A 25290-nucleotide genomic window follows, 5' to 3' on the forward strand; every position below is an offset into this window, starting at 1 on the left:
GAAGATGTATGCGCTCAGTTTGCTTAGGTTTAATCACGCTTTCAATTTTAGGGTGTGGCAATAAATATAATCAATTCTCCGAAGATATAGTCGACCGAAAAACGCATTGGACTGCTCCCAAAGCTCGCCATGGTCAGTTGACAGAGAAAGAGATGGATATGGCGAGAATTGCTTGGAAGTATTTCGAAAATAACTACCAAGAATCAACGGGTCTTGTGAATGCAGTAAATAACTACCCGTCCGTCACCTGGTGGGATGCAGCCTCGTATATGGCAGGGATGGTCAGTGCTTATGAGCTTGGGATTATCGAGAAAGAGGAGTTTGATCAACGCCTTGTTAAGTTCTTAACGACGTTAAATAAGCTCGACCTCTTCAAAGGTGAGCTACCTAACAAAGCGTACAATACCCAAACCGCGGCGAAAGTGGACTATGGTAACCAACCTGGTGAGATCGGTTATTCTGCACTGGATTTAGGTCGTTTGATGATATGGCTCTACATCGTTAAACATCGCTACCCAGAATTTGCCAATAGTGTTGATTCAGCTGTACTTCGTTGGAATTTCTGTAACGTTATCGATGAAAACGGGACGATGTTTGGCGCGCTGTTAGAGCCGGGTAAAGAGGTTCAATATCTTCAAGAGGGGCGTTTAGGTTACGAAGAGTATGCAGCCAAAGGGTTTGAGCTGTGGGGATTCGATACCACTCAAGCAGCTATGCCAGAACCTTACGCCACCATCAACCTGTTTGGCTATGATGTCCCTTATGATACTCGTGACCCGCGAAAGCTCAAAGCGCACAGTTACGTTGTGACTGAAAGTTACGTTCTTGATGGTATCGAGATGGGGTGGGACGTAGTATCGGACCGTTCTCCTCACGATTATAACTACTCTCACGATTGGATAGCAGAATTCGCCCTGCAAATATATCGAGTGCAAGAAGAGCGCTACAAGCAAACGGGTATTATTACCGCTAGAACCGAGCACCAGCTCGCAGGCGCTCCATATTTCGTCTATGACACCATCTATACCGATGGGTTTGCATGGAACACCATTTCTGAGGTGGGCGAGTTTCTTCCTCAATATTCTGCTGTCGCCATTAAAGGTGCGATGGGAATGTGGGTGTTATGGGATACGCCTTACACAGACTTACTCTTCGACTATGTATCAACGGCTTATGACCGAGAAAAAGGTTTCTATGAAGGAATCTTTGAAAATGGTACAGGTTTAATCAATACGTTTACTTCCAACAATAACGGCATCACGTTAGAGATCTTATTGTACAAACAACAAGGTAAGTTACTGACCTATAAAGATGACGTCGCACCAAGTATATGGGAAAAGGCACTAGAAACGCCATTTGGTTATGAAGGGCAGTGCCTGCCAAGAAAAAAAATTGAAAACGTTGAGTAAGGCTACGCATGCTGAAAAGATGGATCGTGATTGTTTTGTCGATGTCCATTTCTGCATGTGGAGTCGTTTATCGTAGTGTAACCGATGGTGTAGATTCGATTAATCAATCCCAGTTAGTAAGGCAAGGGCGTTATGGCGATCTGACAGAAGAGGAGATCGCTTGGGCGTCGACGGCCTGGAAGTACGTAGAGAACAATACCCAGCTGACAACTGGGTTGGTGAATAGTCTAGATAACTATCCAACCACCAACATGTCGGGTTTAGCGGACTACCTTGTTGCTCTGATTGCGGCGAAGGAGTTTGAATTCATCTCCAACAAGCAATATGACGAGAGACTAACACTGGTACTTTCATTCCTGAACAAGATGGATTTGAGTTACGGCCAAGCGCCGAATAAGGTCTACAGCACCCAATCAGGCCAAATGGTGAATTATGCCAATCAACCTTTAGATATTGGCTGGTCATCGTTAGATATTGGCAGACTGTTAATTGTACTCGCGATTGTGAAACGTCACTCTCCCGAATTCACGGAATACATAGACAAAGCGGTTTTAAGGTGGAACTTCTGTGAGCTGATCAGTGAAGATGGTGATCTCTATGGGTCGCTTCTTAATGACGGTAAGCTTGTAAGGTACAAAGAGGGGCGTTTAGGGATAGAGGAGTACACCTCTTACGGGTACCTCGATTGGCAAATCATTCCAGAAAAGGCGATGAATATTGAGCCTTATGACGTCGCGACTGTTTATGATGTCGATCTGCTTTTTGATGGCCGTGACCCACGTGTTTTCAATGTTCTTAGACCGATTTATTCGACCCCATACCTTTGGATGGGACTAGAATTCAACTGGGATAAAGTCGGAGATACTGCAAGTTCCGACGCGACTCATACCAACGACACACTCGCTGCCATGGCTGATGCTGTCTATCAGGTTCAAGAAAAGCGTTGGGACAACGAACGGATTTATACCGCAAGAGGTGAACACGTTGTATCGGGTGACCCCTATTTTGTTTACGATGCGATTTACGGTTTGGGCACACCGTGGATAACGTTAGCTGAAGATGGATCTTCGCATGATCAATTGGCACTGGTCTCAACTCGAATTGCGTTTCAAATGTGGGCTCTGTGGAAGACCGATTATACCGACCGTTTAATGGTGTTGGTGAAAGAGCTCTACGATCCGCAAAGAGGCTGGTATGAAGGACGTTATGAGTTGACGAGTGCGTATGAAAAGACCATTAGCCTTAAAACGAACGCTGGCGTTTTGGAAGCGCTTCTATACAAGAAAAATGGCAAGCTATACAAAGCAGGGAACAGCAAAGAGTATCGTGATGTCAAATTCAACGCGAGATTTGATCACCCTGGACGATGCTTAGTGGAGACATTTCGATGAAACAGTACCTACTTCTCTTAATTCTCTTTAGCAGTTCATTCGCTTGGTCGTTTGAGCAGCCAGCGGTTGACTTAATGACAACCCCCACGCTGTTACTCAGCCAAGGCAGGTATGCTCAAGCTTCGAGCGCATTCCACACTCAGGCAAATAAGGCGCTCGTTTTGGAGAAAAGTATTGGGCGTGAGGAGATGTGGCGCGCGGCCGGTTTATTGGAAGCGATCGCGGCAATGTCTGCGGAAAAGCAAAGCGATCCGGCAGCCTACGAATATTGGGCTAACAGCGTCCGATATTTTCTAATGGGGGGAACAACTTGGGAAGAGCTTAAGCGTTCAATTCGACAAGATTATGAACAAGTTAGCTCAATCATAGGCGTGAATATTGTTCCAGGGGATAGTGGTTTTACAGTCGATGACGCGACATTGCAGTTTTATTCGTTTGTTGAAATCTGGGATACCAAGCTTCAGTTTTTCCTATATAACGCGCCTAAATCAGGCTTAATTAACCAAGCCCAAACCAATCTAGCAGCCCCTTCGACAGAAAGTAACTCAACGACTGGTCAGCAGCTTAAGCAATATTCGCCGAACTCAAAGCTTATGATTGGCAATAACTTTAGTGAGAAACAGTCTTTTGTTGTGGCTCCTTCAGAAGTAGAAATGACTCAGCAAGGTGATGAAGCGCAATCAGTATCAGAGAGTGATGTTGAACAACGCATTGAAACGACGGTAGCGACACCCATTGATGCGCCCATATTGATTGAGGAAGTTGAAAAAGAAGAAAAGGCTAAAGAGACGTTAAACGCTCCACAGCAACAGATCTCAAGGGGCAATGCTGACGCTGATATCACCAAGCCGGTGCAAGCAACCCAAAGACGCAGCTTCGCACCCGTAACGGAGAATTAGAACAAAAGTTTAGTGCGCAATAATTGAACTAATGGCTTACGCTTATTATACAATCAATTTAATAATGATTTTCTTATGTCAATGCGTAAAACATTTTGTGCAACATCTTATTCGCTTGCACTCGTTACATTTGCAGTAGATGCAATGGTTATTGATGATCCGCTCACTCACTTGGATCAAAACCGCTGGTGGCTATCGGATGGTTGGGAGAATGGCTTTCCATTCTTGAACCGTTGGGAATCGGAGGCGGTAAGTTTTTCAGATGATGGGATGGCGATTACGCTTAGTCCTGATAGGAAACGAGATGAAAACAGAAGTTTGAAGTTTTCATCGGGAGAGCTGAGAAGTCAGAAATTTTTCTCTTACGGGTGTTTTGAAATCGATATGAAGCCTGTTAGGGCACCTGGAGTCGTGAGTTCGTTTTTCCTTTTCTCTGGTCCTTTCGATAAACCAGAAGATGGCAATGGAATCCATAACGAAATCGACATTGAATTCTTGGGTTCGAATACCAACATGGTTCAACTTAACTTTTGGACTGATGACGACGCCTACGCCAATAGCCATGAAACGTTGATATTTTTAGGTTTTGATGCATCGGAAGACTTCCATCGTTACGGTATTTATTGGGGGGAAGATTTCATTGAATGGTTTATCGATGGTGAATCTGTCTTGAAAGTGTTAGATAACAAATATGACCCAATTCCGACGGTGACCAGTTCTCGATTACGAGTGATGGCTAATATGTGGGCGACGGATCCTGAGATAGCAAACTGGGCTGGTCGGTTTAAGACCAAAAAGAAGCAGAGTTACAAAGCAATGTATAGAAACTTTAGTTTTACCCCAAATCAACATTGCAGTTCAAAGTAACTAGATAAATACTGCCAAAAACTTGTATGAAACAATGTTCATACTATTCTTAAGGTGACTATTATAATCACGGCTAGGAATACAGTATGGACACGTCCCTTTCTACAGCGTTATCGTTGCTAAACGATTCAAGCACGCATTTTGATCTCACCAACCCTGAACACCAAACTCGGCTGACAAAACTCGCCGAAAAACTCGAGCGATTGGATGATCTCTCAACGCGACACCTCAAAGAAGTGGCAAAGCAATTTAATGGGCCACTTGAATTTCAACTTGCGGTTAAGTTGGTTCAATCTAGAAGGGCGATGTCCAATATCACCAAGCCTGTTAAGGTTGGGGTGGTGTTTGCTATGTGGGGTGAACATAACAGGCTGTTACCAAAATCGGAAGCCAACCCCAATGGTGAAGACTCGCTTCGAACAAAAATAGAACAGCTTCAATGGATTACCTCAAACACTTTGGTTGATTGGCACTTATATGCGGTTGATGATGGTTGCCCTCACGGCAGTGCTGTTATCTCGCAATCAATCGTAGACAGCCATGACTGGGCAGTAAGTAACAAAGTCACCGTATTATCATTGTCTGATGCGCTGCCAACGACTGTCGGACCTTTGCGTGAGCTCTCTCATGCAGATGACTCTCGTAAAGGTGGGGCAATCATATTGGGCTGTCAACATGCTATCGATATGGGGGCAGAAGCGGTGGTCTACACCGATGCAGACAACTCTGTTCACCTTGGTCAATTGGGTTTACTGATGGAACCCTTCCTTGAACAGGGCAAACAAGTCGTGCTTGGCAACAGAAAACATGAAGACTCTATATTAGTTAAGCAAGAAGAACGTTGGGGTGTAGGGATAAAGACGTTGCGACATATGCAGCGCATGATAGGCGCACAGATCTTCGATGGTGGTATCAAAGATACCCAAGCGGCTTTCAAGCTTTATGGCAAACCTGTTCTTGAAAAGATACTGCAAAACCCAACGGTGTTTGATTTCTCATTTGATACGGATTGGATTTTCGCAGCAATGGAAATGAATCAACCAATTACAACTGTGCCATTTGCATTTATTGATTCAGCCGCAGAGTCAGCGTCAATTGTTCAAGGTCCTATGAGCACATGGTATGTGTTGTTGGATGGGTTAGTAAAAGCTGCCAAGGCGCGTAATGTGAATTACAGTACCGAAATGGCAGAAGTCTTTGATAGTGAAATCAACTCGCATAAAGATCTAGAGCTACTGATTGATGTGCTTCCTCCTGAACTTGCGTCTGTTGGCGAAGGGGAGCTTGGCAATCCGTCGGTTATGTCGCCACAATCGGTTAGACATTGGATTGTTAGTGCGAAAGCGTTAAACAATAAACTTCCAGCCTAATAAAAATGCCAGACGAGAGTCTGGCATTCTTCTTTGTACTTCTATTATTTATTGATAACCCATTAGGATCTGTTCGACTTGGTCATTTATCAGCGCCACTTCTTTGAAAATGATATCCATATCGGCAGGGTCGATAGGTTGCTCATTCAAAAGTTGAACCTCGACATTGTTTAGGGAAGCTGACGCAATTTCTTCGCCAAAGCTACTTAATATGCCTTTCAACGTATGCACTAAACGATGCAACTCTTCGGTATTGTTACTGCGGACTAAATCTTTAATCTCTTCAAGGGCGTTTGAATGGTCTTCCTGATAAGCCATTAAAACTGCTTGGATAACGTCTTGGTCGTTATCCAAGTATGTGTTGAGTAAATCCATATCTAACATTAAACAGTCCTTTTAGTTAGAAAGAGTAAAAGGGTTAGGTGGGCGAGTAGAGAATCCATTCTTAATCGACTCACCAATCCAACGACTCCAATTAGGCGGTAAATCGAGCTTTGATAACTCGTTTAAATATGGGTGGCTGCACATTGGAGTATGTGAGTCTGAAGTGATCGATATAGTATACAAATAGTCTAATTTCGCGCTCACTGAAAGCGGGTATTGACCAAGATGCTGCTCGGCGCGGTCGAGTGTGTTGTGTGGCTTACTCACGGTAGTAAATGAAAATAGTCTGTGCATTTGCTCAAGTGACGAATCAAACTTTCCTCGAGCCTGGATGATCTCATTGAGAGAATGGCACAGATTAGACTCACCAAAATACATGAGAGCAGGAAGATACTGAGCAAGAAGCGAAGAAGGGCAATCGCTAAGATTATCGTAGAAAAGCGAAAGCCCCTTTAGAAGCTTTTGATGTGCGGCTTCTAATTTGTGCTCATGAATCAATATATGACATTGAAAAAGAGCGGTCATAGAGCGCATTTGTACATTTCGCTTAGGTGTAAACCGCCTGCCAATCAAAGCAACAAAATTACCAAGGTGTTTAAGAACGACTTGCTTAACTTTCTGATCTTGCGCGTTCTTATAACAGCTTTCCAGCGCAAGTAGATAGCTGGACACCGATTGAATCCAGTTATGGTCTGCCAATGAAATGTGGCTTGCATAGGTATAGCCAATCCGAATAATCGTATCGCGTTTACCCAGTCGCTCTGCTAACTCACTCGCTCGGGTGGCTCGCTGACTAATACTGGGAGTGAGATCAAAAGACTTGTTGGCATAATAGAGAGCTTTGGCCAATTCACCTTGCTCCTCATAGAAGACGCTAAGTGCATCGATGATTTTAAGAGAGAGCGGGTTTTTTATTAGATAAGTGTGCAATGCATCAATGCCTTGCTCAATTAGGTTATTCTGTCTAAAAACATGAGCTTGGCCGATGATTTTGGTTGGGTGTTCAGGTGTTTGTGATTCGCTTATTGCGATGTCTAAGAGATTCCAATATTGACCTTCAATCAGATGCTCCATTAAAGCCGTTTCTGAAGAGAGACAAGCTTGCTCTCCATTTACAATAAGTAACGCTTGATGGAGCTTTTCTTCATTATCAATAGGGAATTGAGTTCGTAGTTGGGCAATTTTTTGAGTTTCTTTACCAATGAGCTGAATTCGGTGCCCAAGCGCTTTGGTTTGAATAGGCTTAGAGATGAAGTGCCTAACCTTTCCTGATAGTGAGGTAAGAACTGTCTCTTGGCGGGCGTCACCCGAAATAATTAAAATTCCGATAGTGTCATCAATCAACTTATTTCTATAAAGAATACTCGCTAACTCAAAGCCGGTAAGACTTTGCTCTAGGTGATAATCAATGATGATGATATTGAAACAATGAGTCTCTATCTCTCTGATGGCATCCTGACAGTTGCATACCGTCATAATATTTTGATGGGGTACACCAATACTCGATAGTTGCTGCTTGACCAAGATCGAAGATGTTCTTGAATCGTCAACAATTAAAACCTGTTGCTCAGACAAAGACTTATTCAAACTATATGCCCCTTGTAGTGATACCATAAAAGTAGTAATCGCGTTGCATATCGTCAAGGATGGTAGAGTATAAGAGTTAAAACTTGTTGAGCGCTTCAATGATTGGCTTAAAACAAGCAATAAATTTGTTACTTGTTTTTCGTTTGTTAAACAAGCAGAAGGGGATGGAATGAGCTGTAGGGAACTCTGGATTCGGAGTGCTAAATACAACAAAGCCCAGCATTTCTGCTGGGCTTTGCGTTTGTTCACAAGGAACTAAATTTGGTGGGTCCGGGCGAACTCGAATCGCCGACCCCTACCATGTCAAGGTAGTACTCTAACCAACTGAGCTACGGACCCAAATTTATGTTCTGCATACTTTGGTTTTAGTATGGCTTTAAGGAGTGGTGGGTCCGGGCGAACTCGAATCGCCGACCCCTACCATGTCAAGGTAGTACTCTAACCAACTGAGCTACGGACCCATTCCTTAAGAACGAGATGGATGTTACCGAGACTTATTCATTCGTGCAAGAGCATTTTTCGTGATTTGATTCCGTTTGGTTTATAACTAAGCGAATTGTCGTTCTTTTATTCGCTAAGATTACAAAAACGTGCGTTAAATCACGTACCTATATCAAGATAAATTCTATCTTCCACGCCCATCAAACATCACCACGATGGTCTTGGTGATGATCGCTAAATCCATTGACAGCCATGATTTCACCGAACATAGCGATAAAGCATAGCTGTGGTCGTAACCGACTTTACGTCGAACATCATCGATGCAAGTGTCGTAACCTTGGTTTACTTGAGCGAGTCCAGTGATGCCAGGCATGACTCCGTACGTTCTGTCAGCAAAGTAGGGAATGGCATTTTCGAGCTTACTGTAGAAGCTAGGGCGTTCTGGGCGAGGCCCAATCAGAGACATATCACCCATAACGACATTGAACAGCTGCGGTATTTCATCTAATCGCGTTTTACGCAGAAAGCGACCAACTGGGGTGATGCGAGGATCGTTTTCTGTGGCCCACACTGCGCCGGTTCTTTGTTCTGCATCTTGATACATGGTTCTAAACTTGATGATTTCAAAAAAGACCATTTTTTCAGGCGTCGATTTCCCTACGCGAAGCTGCTTGTAAAACACGGGGCCAGGTGAGCTGAGTTTAATAGCCAGTGCAATAAATGGAATGACAGGTAGCAATAGTAGGAGTCCCATTAATGCACCGAAAAGATCGAACAAGCGTTTCGCAAGCCAAATAGAGATGTGATTTGATACGTTACTCATGTGAACTCCTTACTGGTCGATACGTGACCACTTTCCTGATTCAAATCCTAGTAAATAGCGCATACCGCCAATAAAGTTAGCAAAGTGGCCAGCGACGATATAAAGCACAACTTTGCAGATTTTGTGGCTAAAAATTGCGGGTAAAGTATGGCTCAATAACGCTATTGAATAGAGAGCGATCTGAGCAATCAAAGCAGTTAGAAACAGCGGGTTATCCATTAACAAAATTGATGAGACAAAACACGCGATAAGAAGGTAAGGAGTAAGAAGCCTTAAACCTTTACCTGAAATAAAAGCAAAGGCAACGCCGCGATATCTTGGCAAAAACATGTCTGATAAACGGATGGCTTGCTGCATATTGCCCGCAGAGATACGAAGTCTGCGCCTAAAGTCGTTTTCTTGCGATGTAGGCTCCAGCTCAAGCGCGACCATTTGAGGTTCGTACTCCGCTAGATAACCTTTTCGAACGATGTTCATCGGTAAGATAAAATCGTCATTGATGGTGTTCTCTTCCAGTTGTTCAAACAGGTGAGTTCGAAACAGGTACAACGCACCATGCGCACCAAGAGTTGAACCAAGACTCGATTCATTCATCTTCACTTTGCATTGATATTGCCAGTATCTGTTTTCCCCTTCATTTTCTCGATGAAACAGCTGATAAAATCCGTTAACGACGCCAACCTTAGCGTTCTTGAAATGTCGATTAGCAATCCACAATGCATCAATAGAAATCAGAGCAGACACGTCGCTTAACGCAGTAATATCTGACGAGATTGTCTTCATCTGCTCATTGATGACCGCTATCTTGCCTCGGTTTTGACTGAAGGCTCTGATTTCAAAGTAGGTATCACAACAAATGGCTTCTTGAATGGTTTGTTCTGCGATTTCAACGGTCTTATCTGTACAGCCATCACAAGCGATGATGACGCGATATTTGTTTTTTGGGTAATCCAAAGATGCAAGGTTTCGGATCTTGTCTGCGATATAACGCGCCTCGTTGTATGCGGGCACTAATATGGTGACAGACGTGCAGTTTCTATCACTTTTTGCTTGGCGATATCCTCTGACTTTGTGCTTGATCATCGCCATTGGGTGATTGCGAGAGTACCAAGATAGGAATACAGGGTAGCCAACGTGGTGATAGATCACTAAAGCACTGCTTACTGTGAACATCACAATCAGTAAAATATCAGTCATGCTAGCTTCTCCTGAGCAAGGTTGTGGTAAGCCTGAACCATCTGGCGAATGTCATTGTGTTTGGTGACAAACTCCCTAGGTGAATGACTTGTTGTTTCATGGAGCGCTGTCCAAATACCTTTGGCCATGGTCTCTACGCAATCACGAGAGACCAACCAACCTGTATGAGGGCATAAGGTCTCTTTGCTCGCTCCAACATTGGTACAAAGCGTGACAATGTCACAAGATTGAGCTTCGAGAGTCGATAGAGGAAAGCCCTCACTACGAGATGGTAAGCAGAACAGATCTAGGCTCTGGTAGAAACGAGGCATGTCATCGACCAAACCTAAAAACGTAACGCGGTTTTCTAAGCCCAATTGAATGACTAATTCCGTCAGCATCTGGCGCTGGCTACCGTCACCTGCAATAACTAAATGATAAGTGTCTGGAAGTAATGCTATGGCTTGGATGAGAAGGTCGTGGCCTTTGACATGTTCTAAGCGGCCAGCGCTACCGATAATCGTTTTGTCTAAAGGGATCGACAGCGCCTGTCTTGCTAAATGCTTGGAGCCAGGCTTGAATGTTTCACAATCAATGCCGTTCTTAATCACCCTAATATGCTGTTCACTAAAGTGATTGTGGAGTTGTTCACGCACTAGGTTTGCATCGGCGACAAGTGTTGGCTGTGCAATTTTTAGTGCCAAGCCCTGCAAAGAGCGATGCTTGTTATTTGATAGGTGCCAAGCATCATGTTCCGTGTGGATCCTAGACTTAACGCCAGCCATACGTGCGGCGGTCGCCCCATACAACATGGGCCCAATATGGTGGGTGTGTACGACGTCGGGCTTTATGCAGCGAAACAACTTGTACAACGAATATAGCGTTGTGATGCTGTAGCCATCGGGTTTATCAAGAAACATTATTTGAGATTTTATCTCTTTGAGTCGTGGCCACTTCGCTAAGGCTTTCTCTTTGGTTCCTTCCAAACTCACAATGAGAACGCTGTTGGACGGTTTAGAGAATGTGAGCATATTGATGGCCAAGGCTTCAAGGCCGCCAGGTGCTAAATGCTGAACGACATGAATTGTAGTGATTGAGGCTTCCATGCATGCTCCTAACTGATACCAATCAGAATAAATATTTGGTCATTCTTGCTGGTTAAAATCGCTGATAGCTTCGTTATAGATTTTGTAGGTAGGTCTACTAGCTAGCTGCAATCTATGCCTTGCTCTAAGCGATTTTACCTGCGCAATTTCTGGTCAACTATTTATCCCGATTGGTATTAAACAAAGTATTAAAGTTAGGATTGCATGATGTGTGCCATGATTTTAGTTGTTTAAATACAGATGTTTAGTGTTATTTTGCGAAATTATGCGTTGGTGTTTTCAATTTGAATCTCGTTATGACCAATTGGGTTTTATCTTCGGAATTTGAGTCAGAAGCGGAGCATTGGTGATCGTTTCAATCTCTTCTTTACGTCTGATTGATGAATCGAAAAGTTCAATCAGAGTTGCGACACCAACACCTAATCCAACCCCTGCAATTAGACCGGCGAGAATAAACACAATAATAGGTAAGTTAGAAGGACCACTTGGCGTATAGGGAAGGTCGATAATCTTGACGCGTTTATTCTCCTCGAACACGCCCAAAGAGCCCGTCAGTTGAGCCATTTCATAACGTTGAATTAACTCGTCATACAGCTGTCGTTTGACTTGAACATTGCGAGCGAGTCGCCCCATCGTTTTGGCATTATCACCAAATTGGTTGGCCTCACTTTCAAGCTTTCCAATCATCTCTTCTAAGCTTTTAGTCTCTTCAGTTAGCGATTCGTATCGGCCACGAACCAATTGCAAGCTGTGAAGTTGGGTAACAAGCAGAGGCTGTATGTCTCCAACTTCCCGTAAGTTGCTACTACTTGCAATGTCCCAAAGTTGGTCACTACTGATATTGGGCTGTTCAGTTTTTAGCAAAAGTTTACGTTCGTTCTCTAAGCGGCGTAACTCACGTTGTTTGCCTTGAACGGCACTGTGGCTATCTGTGTATTTTGCTTTTAAAAGCGTCAGTTCACTCCGAATCTCAATGATTTGGTCTTCTATTTTACCGACGACAGGGTTGGTTTTGGACAGTTGTTGGTCTAGAGAACCAAGGCTTCTTTCTACCCCAGCTAGCTCAGCTTTTTTCTCCGCGTAGCTTTGCTTTAGGGAAGCGAGTCGGCCCAAGGCTTGGCTTTGCATTTCAGGCGTGACAGACGCATAGCGGTTTTTAAAGTCAGCCAGTGCATTTTCCGCTTGTTCTAGATCGGAACGGCGCTTCTCAATATGAATCGCTAAAAATTCAGATGAGTCTTTGATCGATGAACGCTCAGGAGCGAGCAGCTGTTCAATAAAATGCTCGCTGATTGAGGCAAGCATATCTTCCATACCGGTAGGTGATGGAGCAGTTAGGGTGATTTTTAGAAAGTCTTTACCCAGTTGAGTGACGTTCAAACTGCTTGATAGGCGATTGATCACAGAGTCTCGTTCAGCAGCCGTCATATCATCGTTGATTAAGCTGTGTTCTTTCGCCACTGCGGTAAGAACATGACGGCTTTTCAGCAAAGTACTCAATGCATTCAAACGCTCTTTGAGCATGGTTGAAACCGCGATATCTTCCAAAAATGGGTTCATTTTGGCCGTCTCTTGAATCAGCATTGATGTGTGCGAGACATAATTGGTTGGTGCTAATTTACCGACGAAAAGCCCAATGAACGGCATGATTAAAATTGGTACCACGATGACGTATCGCTGCCTCCATGCGGCATTTAGGATCACGATGATCCTCAGTTTTAATTCACTCATAATGACTCCAGCATTCTATTTACGTGTTCTGAGCGAATATCCCAGCTATTTTGAGAGACATCGGCGTTATGGATTTGGTTCGGGTTAATCGCAACGCGACCAAGAGCGAGAGAGAATTGCTCTGCATCACGGACAACGTCAACGTAGTCTTGGTACTGAGCCAAAGCAGGGAAAGGGGTGCTAATGATGTGACTACCAGCGGCAAGGTACTCAAGAAGTTTCAAAGGGCTGCATGACTTAATTTGATCATTGGATACAAACGGTAGAAGACTGACATCCCAATGTTGACTGTATCTTGGTAGTTCATTATGAGGTCTTGGACCCAAATAATGGACATTTGATAACTCGGGTAAAGGGTTGGCTGATAGTTCAATAGGGCCAATAAACACAAATTCCCAATCCGGATTTTCACGGCATACTTGTTCGATTAATGCATAGTCAAGCCACTGTGACAGACTGCCATAAAAACCGGCAACACGTCGTTTAGAACTGGGTAAATCAAGCGCTCTTGGTGCTGGTTGTTCAAACAATGTGGTATCTACGCCGTGAGGCAAATAGTGAGTCTTGGATTGGGGAAATTTAGTCACCAATTTAGAGCTGGCCGCGAGTATTAAATCCGCTCTGTCGACCAGATGTGATTCGTGCTCAGCAACCGTGTGATGATCAACCCCAGCCAGCGAAGAGAAATCATCACCACAGTAATAGACCACGCTCGATTCACCAAGATGCCCGCAAAGGTCGGCGGTTGTAGGCAGCGAACTCCACAAAATAGGATTATTCAGCTTGAGATTTTTGATAACAGGCTTTAACTGAGCGCAGATTAAACTCTTCGCAACATAGCGAGCGAAAGTAGATTTAGGCGCGGGAATGGTGCGCAAGTTTACGATGGTGATATTGTCGTGATAATTCTCACTACTGAAGCCGCTCTTTGATTGGCCTAGCAACTTGTTCAGCGCACGTTGGATGTCATGCTTAGTGAACTTGGGTTGACGCAGCCCGATAGAGTTAACCCAAAGCACTTTTCGCGTTTTGGCGAGTCGAGTGACAATATGTTGAGTGCTAGAAGGCAGGCCGCCAAAATCTTCACCAAATACAATTAAATCTCTCATGACCGCCTCCTAGTTGTTCAACTGCTTCACAACACGAGCAGGATTCCCTGCCGCAACAACAAACGGCGGTAAGCTTTTAGTCACAACGCTGCCTGTCCCTACAATGGTTCCTTCTCCAATCGTGACGTTTGGACACACGGTTACGTTTGTCCCAAGCCAAACGTCTTTTTCGAGCACAATGTCGCCGACATTTTCATCTAAGTCGCCGTGGCCCTGAGCTCGCAACTCTGCATCGAGCGAGTGGCCTGAATAACCGAATAGAAAAGCGCGCCCAGCGATACGCACGTTGTCACCGATGATGATGCGCTGACCGACTGCAAACGTGCTTTGCCAGCCGATATCAACGTTACTGCCAACAATCAGTTTCGGATTTTGTGATTGTGGCCTTGCACTGAACGTGGTTTGGCCTGAAATGCGACAGTCATTCCCGAGTGAAAAAGAGAGAGGCCCTGAAATAAAGGGCACTCCACCGAATAGATAGAGGCCGCGGCCATACGCATCAAGCTTCCCTTTAAAGGCGGGGGTATGGATGAAGACACGAATCAATGCACTAAGTAGCGTTGTAACCAGCTGATAAGCGCAAGCGACAACCTTATTGAAGAACTTAGGGGTTGGAATATCGCACGCTCTTATCGATTTCAAGATGGCAAACATGCGGCGGTAAGTGGGGTTGTCGTGTTCCTTCAACCAAGTTTTGAATTCATTCATCTGACTAGCCAACATATCGAGCTCCTTATTCTTCTCGCTATGCAGTAGTCATTTCATGTTGCGTGCCAAAATAAAAATAGATATATATCAGCACGTTAGCTTGATCAATGGAGAGGCGCTTACCTATTTCTCATTTTGAGAATACTTTTGCGTAAGCTTTGATAGAGCTATACACAGTGCTGCGAGAATATAAAGAGGCCAGGTAAAGCCTTGTGTAAGGAAGGTACCAGATACAATCGTGCCAACGATCCCGGCATAAACAGCGACTGAAGTTGCAAGAAGATAAGGCGACGGAGAGGTGACCGAAGACTCGAGTCTTTTTAAGCTTTGGCGACTGGTTTTCATCAAGGAAACAATGATGCCAATAAATACAATTAGACCTAAGAACCCTGTTTCTGCCAGAACCCCAAACCAAGTGCTGTGAACGGCGTGATTGAGACCATCCCAATGGGGACTGTAGAAAAAGTAGTTGGCGTAAAAGTTGTTCAGGCCGACACCTGTTAGCGGGTTATCTAACGCCATTTTAAACGCTGCCTCCCACGCGTAGAGTCGACCCATTGCAGAGGCATCAATTCCTGCCTCTGCAGCTCCACCTGATTGACGATCTGAGATGCCGGCGACTGCGAAAAGCACCAAAAGGGCGATGACACCAATCGTAATCAGTAACATTTTTGATCGGATTAGGCGCAAGCCAAAAATACCAAACACCGCGACGGAACCAAGCAGGCCACCACGGCTTTGTGTGGCGATAACGGCTGACATGGCAAAGATAAGGCATAAAATCCCCAACACTCGATTGGCACCGATTCCTTTCGTTGTTGCAAAGCTGATTGCGAAGGCAAGGGGAAACATGAGCACCAATGAAAGGTCGTTCGGATCGCCTAAGACGGAGCCAAGTTGACGTCCTATCGTTACACGTGAACCTTCTACAATCCCAATACCGTTGACGGAGTTATAAAGTGCGACCAATGAAATCAGCATACCTGTCCAAATGATCAACGATGAAATTTGCTTAACCGATTTCTCTGAAGTGACAAGCCAAGCGATGGCGAACGTCATCAGAATGATTTTCCAGTAAATATTCTTAAAGTAGGTAATGGCCAATCCAGGGTTGGAAGACAAGACTGCTCCAATGATAACCAGTACCCAAAACACCGTTAACCACGTAAAAGTTGGGTGCCAATACATCTGAATTTTACGGCTGATGATACTGTGCCAAAGTAAGCCTGCTAATGCGCCTAAAGAAAGCAGTAGTGGAATTTTGAGAGAATAAAGCGGTGCGAACGCTTCGTGGATTCGAAAGAATGAGAACAACACAAAGAGTGAGACTAACCAGAACGTTTGATTGAGAACAAACAAGACTCCAAGTGGTGCAAAACAAAGCACGACAACGATCGCAGGGTGCGGAACTGCGCTCCAGACAAAAGCTAAAGAGGTGCATGCTAGCATCATGAATGCGATGGTTCGATTGCGAGAGGCAGTGTTCATGACGTTTTACTCACAAGGTTTTGCAGGCTCAACCAGGTCGCTTTGATCTGTTTACGTTCGAGTAATTCAAAGCGAACGGCGAGGGCAGCAAGTAATAACGGCTGCATAACAAGCATGAGCAGCGAGACTTCCAATTGCGATTGAAAACGACTGGTGATCAAGAACAAAGTTGTGAGCACGATTAGGGCTAGCAACCCTGTATGTTGATAGGCGAGCGGAGTTAAGCTCTGACTCTGTATAAGCGTTGCGATAAATCGACAAACTTGCCCAACAATAAGCGCCAGTAGAATGGCAACAAGTCCGCTGCCGATAGTGAGATAAAACACGCATAGTGCGATGAGCGTAGAAACGATGTTAATGATAAGAAGGCGGGACGTTTTTTGAGAATAGAGGATCCCGAAGTTAGTTAACTCAACCAGCTCTTTAAACAGCATCATCGCGATGGCCAAGCCGACGTATTGGGCTGCAAGTGCATACTCGTCGGGTAGAACGGTCAGAATAAAAATTTGGCTCATCCAGGAGGCTGTTACTGCAATGACACACAGTAATAAAACCCCATATTGCACAATTTTGGTGGTGTAGTGACGGCCTTGTGATTCGTAAGCATGGAAGCGTTTCGGCATCCACCACATATGAAAGGGTTGAAGCATGATGCCGACAGCAAGGGCAAATTTTGCTGCGATCGCGTAAATACCTAAGGTCGATAAATCGGTGGTTCCGGCAATTAGCCAGCGCTCTGCGCCACTCAAACCAAACGCGACCATACCGGAAAGCATGATTGGTGTGGAGTATTTGATATAGCGCTTGTACGACACAAAAGGTGGTAAAGAAAGTGTAAAACCAATCTTGAAATGCAAATAGATAAATTGGCCAAGAGTACAGATGACATTGAAGGCGAAAAGTACCTCGACACTCGGGAATTGGGTCAGGGCAACAATCAGTAGCACGACCTGCATCGCAACGGTACATATACAGACTTGGAAGAATAGCTTAGCTTCGTTTTGTAACCTTAACCAAGCAAGCGCGATGGCCAATGGCGCTTCATAGATCAACACAATCGTAATGAGCGTTGCAATTGCTGAGTTAATCTCCTTTACCTGCCAAGGACTGATGGAGTAGCCAATGTAGATGAGACTACCAAAGAAGAGTGACATCAAGCAGGTGGCACTGTATAAGCGAGCGGCTTGTTGTTTTTGCTGACTTGAGTCTTCTATAGTGCCGATAAAACGGTAAAGGTTTTCATGCATTGCAAGCCCGACAAGCAAACTGAAAAATACCGTGGTAATAGAAATATACTCAAGGTGCCCAAGCTGCGCGGGGGAGAGGAAATGCGCCATCAAAGGCAACGTGATCAGCGAAACTCCTTTCATCAAGAAAATACTGACGGCGTATAGGCTCATGCTCTTTAAATAATCGTGACGCATACTTTGTCCCTCTAACGTTGCTTCAACTGAGCTAATTCGGCTGAGGTCAAACGCGAAATGGCTTTTTCATCATTGATGAGTTGGGCAAAGCGGTGATAACGATAGTCTGCTCGATATTGTTTGGCCAATTTCATCGCATGTTTGCCGCAAGATTGCAGCAGCCCATTCTCAGAGGCGGCATACAAGAGTGCATCAGCCAGTGCGTTCGCGTCACTCGGTTGATACTTAATGCAATCGACATTGTGTGTCAGTTGTTGATCCCAGAACGCACCATCTTGAGGAATTATCACGCACATCCCTGCGGCGAGTGCTTCTAGTATCGATAAGCCAAAAGGCTCTTTGTGACTGGTTGAAATGAAGATATTAGATTGGGTTCGAATTTCATCTAGATTGTCCGGATCGTCATACCATTGCACTTGATTTTGGTTTCTCGGTGCATCCGTTATCGGCAGGGAGGTATCTTTAGGGCGAATAAAACAGATGTTGAGTGGAAAGGTACGTACTTGAGTTGAAATGGCAAACGCGTCTAACATGCAGTCGAGACCTTTCCATTTAAGTAAAGATGCACCCCACATGAAAGTTGGCATAGTGTGTTGGCATGGGGATGGCCAACGTGAACGGGGGATTCCGTTAACAAAGGACTGAAAACGATCAGATTTTAAATGTGATTCCGCGACGGCGTTGGAATCTTCAACTCCCGTTACATGGCTAAGGTATGCAGCAAGTGCGTGCTTTAAACTTGAACGTGTTGAAGGTAAATAAAGCACCGTATCTGCTTTGGTTAAGCAGTAGCCGATTGAACGTGATAAGCCGACGTTTCCGTGTATAAACTGAATTACGGAAACGGAGCTGATCATTTTATAGAGATAAATTGCCATATCGATACCAGGGCCGGAAGCGCCAACGATTTTATGGATCTTTTGGGCTTTTAACGCAACGACAATCAGCTGAAGGCACAAAACGCTCTGGGCAAACCAATAAAGCAAACCATGTTGCTTTTTACTCAAGTAAGAGCGCTGGTAAAGAGTCACTATCGAGACTTTGTGAGTATGATGAAAGTCGCTATCACGCCAGAACTCAGGCGTTGCTGTTAAAACAATAAACTCATTGTCCTGAGTGCGGCATTCAGCCAACGCATCACATGTCGCTACTTTTGAGCCGCCTTTGAAAGTGACAGGATCAAAAACGAGTGTTTTTCTACAATTAGCCATGCTGACCTCCCGTAGATAGACGGTTGATGACGAACGTTTTTACTGGCGAGAAAAGATTAACCACAGAACGAGGTTGTGATTTGGGCTCTGTGAGTAACTGACGATAGACGCGCTCAATCTTTTTACACGACACCGCAACCGAGTGATGTTTGATGATGTAGTGGTACGCTTTTTCGCCAAGTGTCTGAGCAATTTTCGGATTATTGATGACGATACGCATGGCTTTTGCCATTGGCGCGACGCCATGATTAGGAAACAAAACGCCTGTCTTACCATGAGAGATAAATTCTGGAATCCCTCCTTCAAATGGAGCGACGACAGGAAGCTTTGCAAGTGCGGCTTCTGCCACCGCGAGACCAAATGCTTCACTTCGAGCTCCACTGATAAAGGCGTTACATCCTTTAAGCCAACCCAGTACATTTCTTTGTTCACCGACAAAATGAACATGATCTTGTAGATGCTGATACTCGGATTGTTGTTCTAAGGTGGCGCGAAGCGGGCCATCACCGATGACAACTAGGTGTGTGTTGGGGTATTCGAGGGTGACATGGCGCAAAGCAGTGAGGATGCGATCAACGCCTTTTCTTGCGATAAGTGAACCAACGGTGGCAAAAATAAAGTGGTCCTCAGGAATGTTCAGCTCTTGATGAACATTCCTTGGAACTTGTTTCTCTAATATCTCGGTATTGATGCCATTGTGAATTACAGTGAGCTTTTCACTAGGAAAACCATCATCAGTGATATTTTGAGCAACGTGTCGGCTGACTGCAATCACGTGCGGAGCGAGGTTTAACCCGTAAGACAAACGTTCTCTGGCAGGATAGGTGCAGTGAAGTTGTGTTACTAGAGGAATCTTTTTCATGCGTGCAGCGATTAACATCCACTGGCAGGGCGCGCCACTGTTGACATGAATGAGATCAATGCGGTGCTTGTCGATCATCGCACAAGCAGCTGTCACTAATGATTTCCAAGCGAAAAGGTCAAACTTAGGCGCATGCCAACCGAGCAGCAAAGGAAACGAATCTTGATGACATGTTACGTAGCTTTGTTCCAGCTCTGTTTTTAAGGCTTCATTGTTTGTCCAAACAATCGGAGTGAAATGTTGTCTATCCAGATTATTAACAAGATCGAGCAGGCACTTCTCGCTACCTCGAATCCAATCGTCGCCATAATGTACAAATAATATTCGCTTTGCCATAACCAACTCCTAAACACGCTTCAACATAAAAGTGATATGAAGTGATTAGAGCAAACAGGGTGCCAGAGTTTAATTTTATGTAAGTTGTTATTATTATTGAACTTATTTGGATTGATTTTGGGGCGAGCGACTATTTCTCAATTTGAGAATCAGTTTGGGGACGTGAAGGGAAGTAAAGTGATAACAAATCGGGAATGACGGCTTTGATTGAATAATGATTATTAATCGTGGTTCTTGCGCGTTCTCGTAACTGAGACTGTTGCTCGCTGCTTAACGAGACAATCTCGGTTAATTGTTGATTGAGTTCCACCATCGAAGCAGCGATATAGCCATTGTTACCGTGCACAATTAGCTTCGACATATTGCCAACATCAAGAGATAGAACAGGAATGCCGCGAGCCATCGCTTCCAAAGCTGTCATAGGAAGGCCTTCATAACGAGAACAGATGATCAGCAAGCCGATATTACTCCAAACACTCGGCATATCGGTTTGATGACCGTGAAAGGTAACATTGCTAGGAGCACTGGATGTTAATGAAGCCAACATGGGGCCGTCACCGTAGATATTAAAACTTAACGTCTGATTAAGCTGTGCAAGTTCTAGTATTCTATCTGGCGCTTTTTCCTCGCTTAAGCGCCCAACAAAGGCAATCTGTTTACCGAAAGAGGGCTTAGTGTTTTGGTTGTCGACGAAGTTATTGAAGACTTCGGAACGAGTTAGAATCTTGGACGCAATTTTGTCACTGACTGAAATGGAACTATTAGAGATAAAACTGGAATATCGGTCGAGAGCATCATAAATCGCGACAATCCCTTTTGGCGATTCGCCTGCATGATAAGTCGAGACTTGTCTAACTCCCGTCAAGAGTTTAGCCAGTTTGGATACGATGCTAGCCTTGTATCCGTGACTGTGCAGAACCGCAGGCTTGTGTGTTTTGATTTGGCTAAGCAAGTTTGAAAAGTAAGATTCGCCACCATCGCTTAGATAACCGAAGTCGATTTGATTCGCTTCAAGCTTATGTGCCAATTGGCTAGGGGAGTCGTAGCGGCGAACGAACCAAACTTTGAGTGGGGTATTGAATTGCTTGAGCCCTTTAGCGAGCTCAAGCACATGCGTTTCTATCCCACCAAAGGTGAGGCTGTCTATGACAAGCCAGACAGAATTAGACGAGTTGCTGCTCATCCTCGGCTTCCCAAGCTTGTTTTTTGCGATAAACAGTAGAAGGACTTAACTCCAACAACACCGCAGCGTTCAATACATTGCCATCACAATAATCGATCGCTTGCTGAATGGTTTCACGCTCTATCTGCCACATTGGACGAATCTGTACCGGCTTGTCGCTAACACTTTCCATGCTCTCTACGCGGTGCTCACTTGGCTCCACAACTGTAGGGGTTGGAGTTGGAATCGTGGCTGTATGGCTTGGCTCAGCTTTTACACGTTTCGTTTGGCTGAACTGAGCAGGGAGGTGCTCAAGTCTTAAGTGGCTATCGTCATTCAGTACCACGATGTTTCTCACAATGTTTTGCAGTTGGCGAACATTGCCAGGCCAGTTATAACGCTTCAGAGTGGATTCAGCATCTCGGTGGATAGCTGAAAACTTTTTGCCATCTTCTTTGGCGTATAGCTTCAAAAAGTGGGTTGCTAAGGTAAGGATGTCGTTGCCGCGTTCACGCAGTGGCGGCATGTCTACCGGTACGACATGGACTCGATAGTAGAGGTCTTCTCTAAAGCGACCTTCTTCGACTTCTAAAAGCGGATCTCGGTTGGTCGCACAGATGATTCTGACATCGACTTTCATCTCTTTGTTTGCGCCAAGCGGAGTGAAGGTTCCGGTTTGTAAGAAACGCAGAAGCTTTTTCTGCATCTCAAGCTCCATTTCACACAATTCGTCTAGAAACAGTGTTCCTCCATGCGCCATTGAGGCTGCACCTTTACGGTCTGAAGTGGCTCCAGTGAAAGCGCCTTTAACATGGCCGAATATCTCACTTTCCATAAGATCTTTTGGGATCGCACCACAGTTAATCGCGATAAATGGCTTATCTTTACGCTTACTTTCTTGGTGGATGGCTTCTGCACAGACCTCTTTACCCGTACCGCTTTCTCCAATGATAAATACGCTGGCACTGGTTGGGGCAACCGAATCAATAATCTTATAGACCCCTTGCATCGGTAGACTAGAGCCAATAAATCCATGAAAACGGTTTCGATCGAATTTGTTTTCAATATCGTCGACAAGGTTCGCCAGTTTTACCTGCTGCAGGTGAAGGTTGATGGAGGTCTTTAAACGATCAGCGTTGATCGGCTTTTCAAGAAAGTCTTTAGCGCCTTTTTGCACCAGACTCACGGCTACGTCGACCGAGCCATGTGCCGTTGCTACAACGACAGAGGTTGGGATTTGTCGTTCGTTAATCCAATCAAGAATCTGCTCGCCATCCATATCGGGCAGTTTAAGATCGAGAATAACCAACTGTGGGACATTACGTTCAATAAAGGCGATGGCCTCTTTACCTGTCTCGACGTGAAATAGGTCATAGGGCTCGTCCTTGACATACTGCTTGTAGAGTATTGCCAGCGAAGTGGAGTCTTCGATTAATAATACTTTGGGTTTCATTGGCGATATCCTATCTTTAAGCCTTTATGATTCAGTTGACTCACTGAACCCTTGTTCTTTACGTTGTTCAATTGCAATCAGGGATTGCTTGGCAATTTGCTGGAGTTCTTCTTTATAGGTGAAGGCTTGTTGCTCTTGTCCATCTAAGCAAAGGTGTTCTATTTTTCTTGCAAGGTTAGACAAACTTCGGTTGCCCAATGCCAGCGCTGAACTGCCTAACGTATGTGTTTCAAACTCCAATGTTTCTTTATCTTCACTGTCGATGGCATCGAATATTTTGCCTAAACGTTCGTTAGACTCTTCAATGTAATGGTCGATCAATAAAGGGATAACCTCTGCAGAGGTGTCTTCAATCATCTGTTGAATGACTTGTTCGTCTACGAGTTCCAAATTTAGCACTTCCTTTGTCTCTGGTTGCTCGATTGTGGGATCCACACTAGAGTCAGTTCTATAAGTGATTGGTTTGCTATTCAAGTCCAAACCATCAGAATCTTGAACTGGCTCTTTTTCTTCCTGTTTATCTAAGAATAGATTAATTTTTTCAACCAGTTGTGAAAGGCGCAAAGGTTTGGATAGATAGTCATCCATACCCGCTGTAATAAACTTCTCTTTGTCGCCCGCTAATGAGTGTGCAGTCAGCGCTATGATGGGTAACTGTGCGACATTCGGGTCATCAAGCTTACGTATTTCTTGGCAAGCTTTCATGCCATCCATTTTAGGCATGGAGATATCCATAAAGATCAGGTCGTATTGATATTGTTGCACCATGCTGACCACTTCAAGGCCGTTCTCTGCGATATCGATATTGGTACCAAGACGTTTAAACATCTCTTTAATTACAAGCTGATTTGCTCGGTTGTCTTCGGCTACGAGGATTCTGGCGTTCGGGTTATGAAGTTCTTGTCGTGTCGCTTTAGGCGATGGGCAAGAGAGCAGGGAGTCGGCAACTTGGAGAGTGATATCAAAGGTGAACGTACTGCCTACATCAGGTTCACTTTCTACGCGAACTTCACCGTCCATGAGATTACATAGACGACGACATATCGCAAGACCTAATCCTGAGCCTTCTTTGCTGCGAGAGTAGGTTTGATCAACCATGGTAAACTCATCAAATAGATACTCTATTGCGCTTTGAGTGATGCCAATACCAGTATCTTGAATTTCACATGTAATCTGAGTTTTGTTGTCGTTGAGCGACTCTGAGCGCACTTTTATGGTGACGCTGCCTTCATGGGTGAATTTAATCGCATTACCTATAAGATTAAGCAGGATCTGTTTAATACGGTTCTCATCACCGCTGACTCTACTTGGAACAGAACCCTCAATGTAACAGTGAAGAATCAGGTTTTGGCTGGTGGCTGCGGGCGTAAAGGAGTCAACTACGCTCTCCACACAATGACGAAAGTCGAAAGGTTTGTCCTCTAGAATCAGAGTATTGGATTCCATTCGTGTGAAATCGAGAATGTCGTTGATCACGGAAAGTAGGAAATGACCCGATTCGGTCGCGGTCGCCACTAACTTTTTCTGCTCATTAGTGAGCTTTGTCTCTTCAAGTATGTTTAGTATTCCCAAGACTCCGTTCATCGGTGTACGAATCTCATGGGACATAGACGCTAAGAATCGGCTTTTGGAATCGTTCGCTTGCTCAGCACCCACTCTGGCATCGGTCAGATCTTTATAGTCTTTCTCAAGTTTGGCGGACATGTCATCAAACGCTTTAGCGACCTCACCAAGTTCGTCTTTCGATTGGTCGTTAAGCTGATAACCCGGACCTTGTTTACCAATGGTATTTACTGCGGTGGTTAAACGGGTGAGGCTGCGTGTTAAATAGGTACCGAGCACGAAAGAAAACAGCGCAACCAGAATAACTTCAATGGTCGCGATGCCAATGATCGACTTTTGGGCTTGTGCAAGCATGGCTTTGATTGGTGCAGTTTCGAAACCGATATCGACATGGGCGTAACGTGTGCCGTTATTTTCAATAGGCATGTGGATATCAAAAATACCGTCATCAACCATATCTAGCGATCGGTCGTTCGAGCTAGCGCGCTCTAACAGTGTTTTGTCACCAGCATAGGCCATCTCTCTACCTTGTCGCACAACTCTGACGTAAGCGACATCTTCTAACGTCATAAATTCATTAACGAGGTCGTCTAACGTGGCGAGATCAGTAGAAAGAACGGCGTCTTTGGCTGCATGAGCAAACATCACTGCGCTAGAGTTTGCCCTTTGAATTAATTGCTTTTCATTGGAATCGGATAAGAAATTCATGGCACTAAACACCAAAACCAGCAGCACCGCAATTTCAATAAGGGCAATTCCTAATACTGTTTTAGAGCGTAAAGTCATGTGC

Annotated in this window: 20 protein-coding genes and 2 tRNA genes; 5 read left to right on the forward strand and 17 right to left on the reverse strand. The window is 44.6% G+C overall.

The features are described from left to right. The first annotated feature begins 8 nt into the window (after positions 1–8). The 5 genes from F0231_RS07980 (at position 9) to F0231_RS08000 (ending at position 5936) form a co-directional block, all read left to right on the forward strand. Complete coding sequence (locus F0231_RS07980) at positions 9–1409, forward strand: DUF3131 domain-containing protein (protein ID WP_171759199.1); 1401 nt, start codon at positions 9–11, stop codon at positions 1407–1409. A gap of 8 nt (positions 1410–1417) precedes the next feature. Further along, complete coding sequence (locus F0231_RS07985) at positions 1418–2800, forward strand: DUF3131 domain-containing protein (RefSeq protein ID WP_171759200.1); 1383 nt, start codon at positions 1418–1420, stop codon at positions 2798–2800. Beyond that, positions 2797–3699, forward strand: a complete 903-nt coding sequence (locus tag F0231_RS07990) for a hypothetical protein (RefSeq protein ID WP_171759201.1) — start codon at positions 2797–2799, stop codon at positions 3697–3699. Before F0231_RS07985 ends, F0231_RS07990 begins: the two co-directional genes overlap by 4 nt. Before the next feature lie 75 nt (positions 3700–3774). After that, positions 3775–4566 (forward strand): family 16 glycosylhydrolase, encoded by a 792-nt coding sequence (locus F0231_RS07995; protein ID WP_253825756.1) that lies wholly within the window; start codon positions 3775–3777, stop codon positions 4564–4566. A gap of 86 nt (positions 4567–4652) precedes the next feature. Beyond that, positions 4653–5936, forward strand: coding sequence for a glycosyltransferase (locus tag F0231_RS08000; protein WP_171759202.1), 1284 nt, complete (start codon positions 4653–4655; stop codon positions 5934–5936). Between the two features lie 48 nt (positions 5937–5984). On the opposite strand, the gene F0231_RS08005 is transcribed toward F0231_RS08000, so the two are convergent. The 17 genes from F0231_RS08005 to F0231_RS08085 all read right to left on the reverse strand — a co-directional run bounded on the left by F0231_RS08005 (position 5985) and on the right by F0231_RS08085 (position 25286). Beyond that, positions 5985–6320: an Hpt domain-containing protein gene (locus F0231_RS08005; protein WP_171759203.1), complete on the reverse strand. Its 336-nt coding sequence runs from the start codon at positions 6318–6320 to the stop codon at positions 5985–5987. Positions 6321–6332: 12 nt separating this feature from the next. Further along, a complete protein-coding gene (locus tag F0231_RS08010; RefSeq protein ID WP_171759204.1) occupies positions 6333–7907 on the reverse strand; it encodes a response regulator in 1575 nt (524 codons plus the stop codon). A 262-nt stretch (positions 7908–8169) separates the two neighbouring features. After that, positions 8170–8246, reverse strand: a tRNA-Val gene (locus F0231_RS08015). Positions 8247–8291: 45 nt separating this feature from the next. Continuing rightward, positions 8292–8368, reverse strand: a tRNA-Val gene (locus tag F0231_RS08020). Positions 8369–8532: 164 nt separating this feature from the next. Then, positions 8533–9171 carry a sugar transferase gene (locus F0231_RS08025; protein ID WP_171759205.1) on the reverse strand — a complete coding sequence of 213 codons (639 nt, stop codon included), beginning with the start codon at positions 9169–9171 and terminating at the stop codon, positions 8533–8535. 9 nt (positions 9172–9180) lie between these two features. Then, positions 9181–10368, reverse strand: coding sequence for a glycosyltransferase family 2 protein (locus F0231_RS08030; RefSeq protein WP_171759206.1), 1188 nt, complete (start codon positions 10366–10368; stop codon positions 9181–9183). Next, on the reverse strand, positions 10365–11453 hold the full coding sequence (locus F0231_RS08035) for a glycosyltransferase (RefSeq protein ID WP_171759207.1): 1089 nt from the start codon (positions 11451–11453) through the stop codon (positions 10365–10367). The genes F0231_RS08030 and F0231_RS08035 overlap by 4 nt, the downstream gene beginning before the upstream one ends. Before the next feature lie 294 nt (positions 11454–11747). Further along, positions 11748–13184, reverse strand: coding sequence for a chain-length determining protein (locus F0231_RS08040; RefSeq protein WP_171759208.1), 1437 nt, complete (start codon positions 13182–13184; stop codon positions 11748–11750). After that, the gene (locus F0231_RS08045) at positions 13181–14293 is read right to left on the reverse strand and encodes a glycosyltransferase (RefSeq protein ID WP_171759209.1); all 1113 of its coding nucleotides are present in this window, start codon (positions 14291–14293) and stop codon (positions 13181–13183) included. Before F0231_RS08045 ends, F0231_RS08040 begins: the two co-directional genes overlap by 4 nt. 9 nt (positions 14294–14302) lie before the next feature. Beyond that, a complete protein-coding gene (locus F0231_RS08050; protein WP_171759210.1) occupies positions 14303–15016 on the reverse strand; it encodes an acyltransferase in 714 nt (237 codons plus the stop codon). 108 nt (positions 15017–15124) lie between these two features. Beyond that, complete coding sequence (locus tag F0231_RS08055; protein WP_171759211.1) at positions 15125–16489, reverse strand: O-antigen ligase; 1365 nt, start codon at positions 16487–16489, stop codon at positions 15125–15127. After that, positions 16486–17913, reverse strand: coding sequence for a lipopolysaccharide biosynthesis protein (locus F0231_RS08060; RefSeq protein WP_171759212.1), 1428 nt, complete (start codon positions 17911–17913; stop codon positions 16486–16488). The genes F0231_RS08055 and F0231_RS08060 overlap by 4 nt, the downstream gene beginning before the upstream one ends. Before the next feature lie 11 nt (positions 17914–17924). Beyond that, the gene (locus F0231_RS08065; protein WP_171759213.1) at positions 17925–19124 is read right to left on the reverse strand and encodes a glycosyltransferase; all 1200 of its coding nucleotides are present in this window, start codon (positions 19122–19124) and stop codon (positions 17925–17927) included. Continuing rightward, positions 19117–20322, reverse strand: a complete 1206-nt coding sequence (locus tag F0231_RS08070; protein WP_171759214.1) for a glycosyltransferase — start codon at positions 20320–20322, stop codon at positions 19117–19119. The genes F0231_RS08065 and F0231_RS08070 overlap by 8 nt, the downstream gene beginning before the upstream one ends. Positions 20323–20452: 130 nt before the next feature. Next, on the reverse strand, positions 20453–21505 hold the full coding sequence (locus F0231_RS08075) for a glycosyltransferase family 4 protein (RefSeq protein ID WP_171759215.1): 1053 nt from the start codon (positions 21503–21505) through the stop codon (positions 20453–20455). After that, positions 21486–22937: a sigma-54 dependent transcriptional regulator gene (locus tag F0231_RS08080; RefSeq protein WP_171759216.1), complete on the reverse strand. Its 1452-nt coding sequence runs from the start codon at positions 22935–22937 to the stop codon at positions 21486–21488. The genes F0231_RS08075 and F0231_RS08080 overlap by 20 nt, the downstream gene beginning before the upstream one ends. Positions 22938–22961: 24 nt before the next feature. Continuing rightward, a complete protein-coding gene (locus F0231_RS08085) occupies positions 22962–25286 on the reverse strand; it encodes an ATP-binding protein (RefSeq protein WP_171759217.1) in 2325 nt (774 codons plus the stop codon). Positions 25287–25290 lie beyond the last annotated feature (4 nt).

Origin of the sequence: Vibrio sp. RE86 (genome assembly GCF_013114545.1) — a bacterium.
Classification (GTDB): domain Bacteria; phylum Pseudomonadota; class Gammaproteobacteria; order Enterobacterales; family Vibrionaceae; genus Vibrio.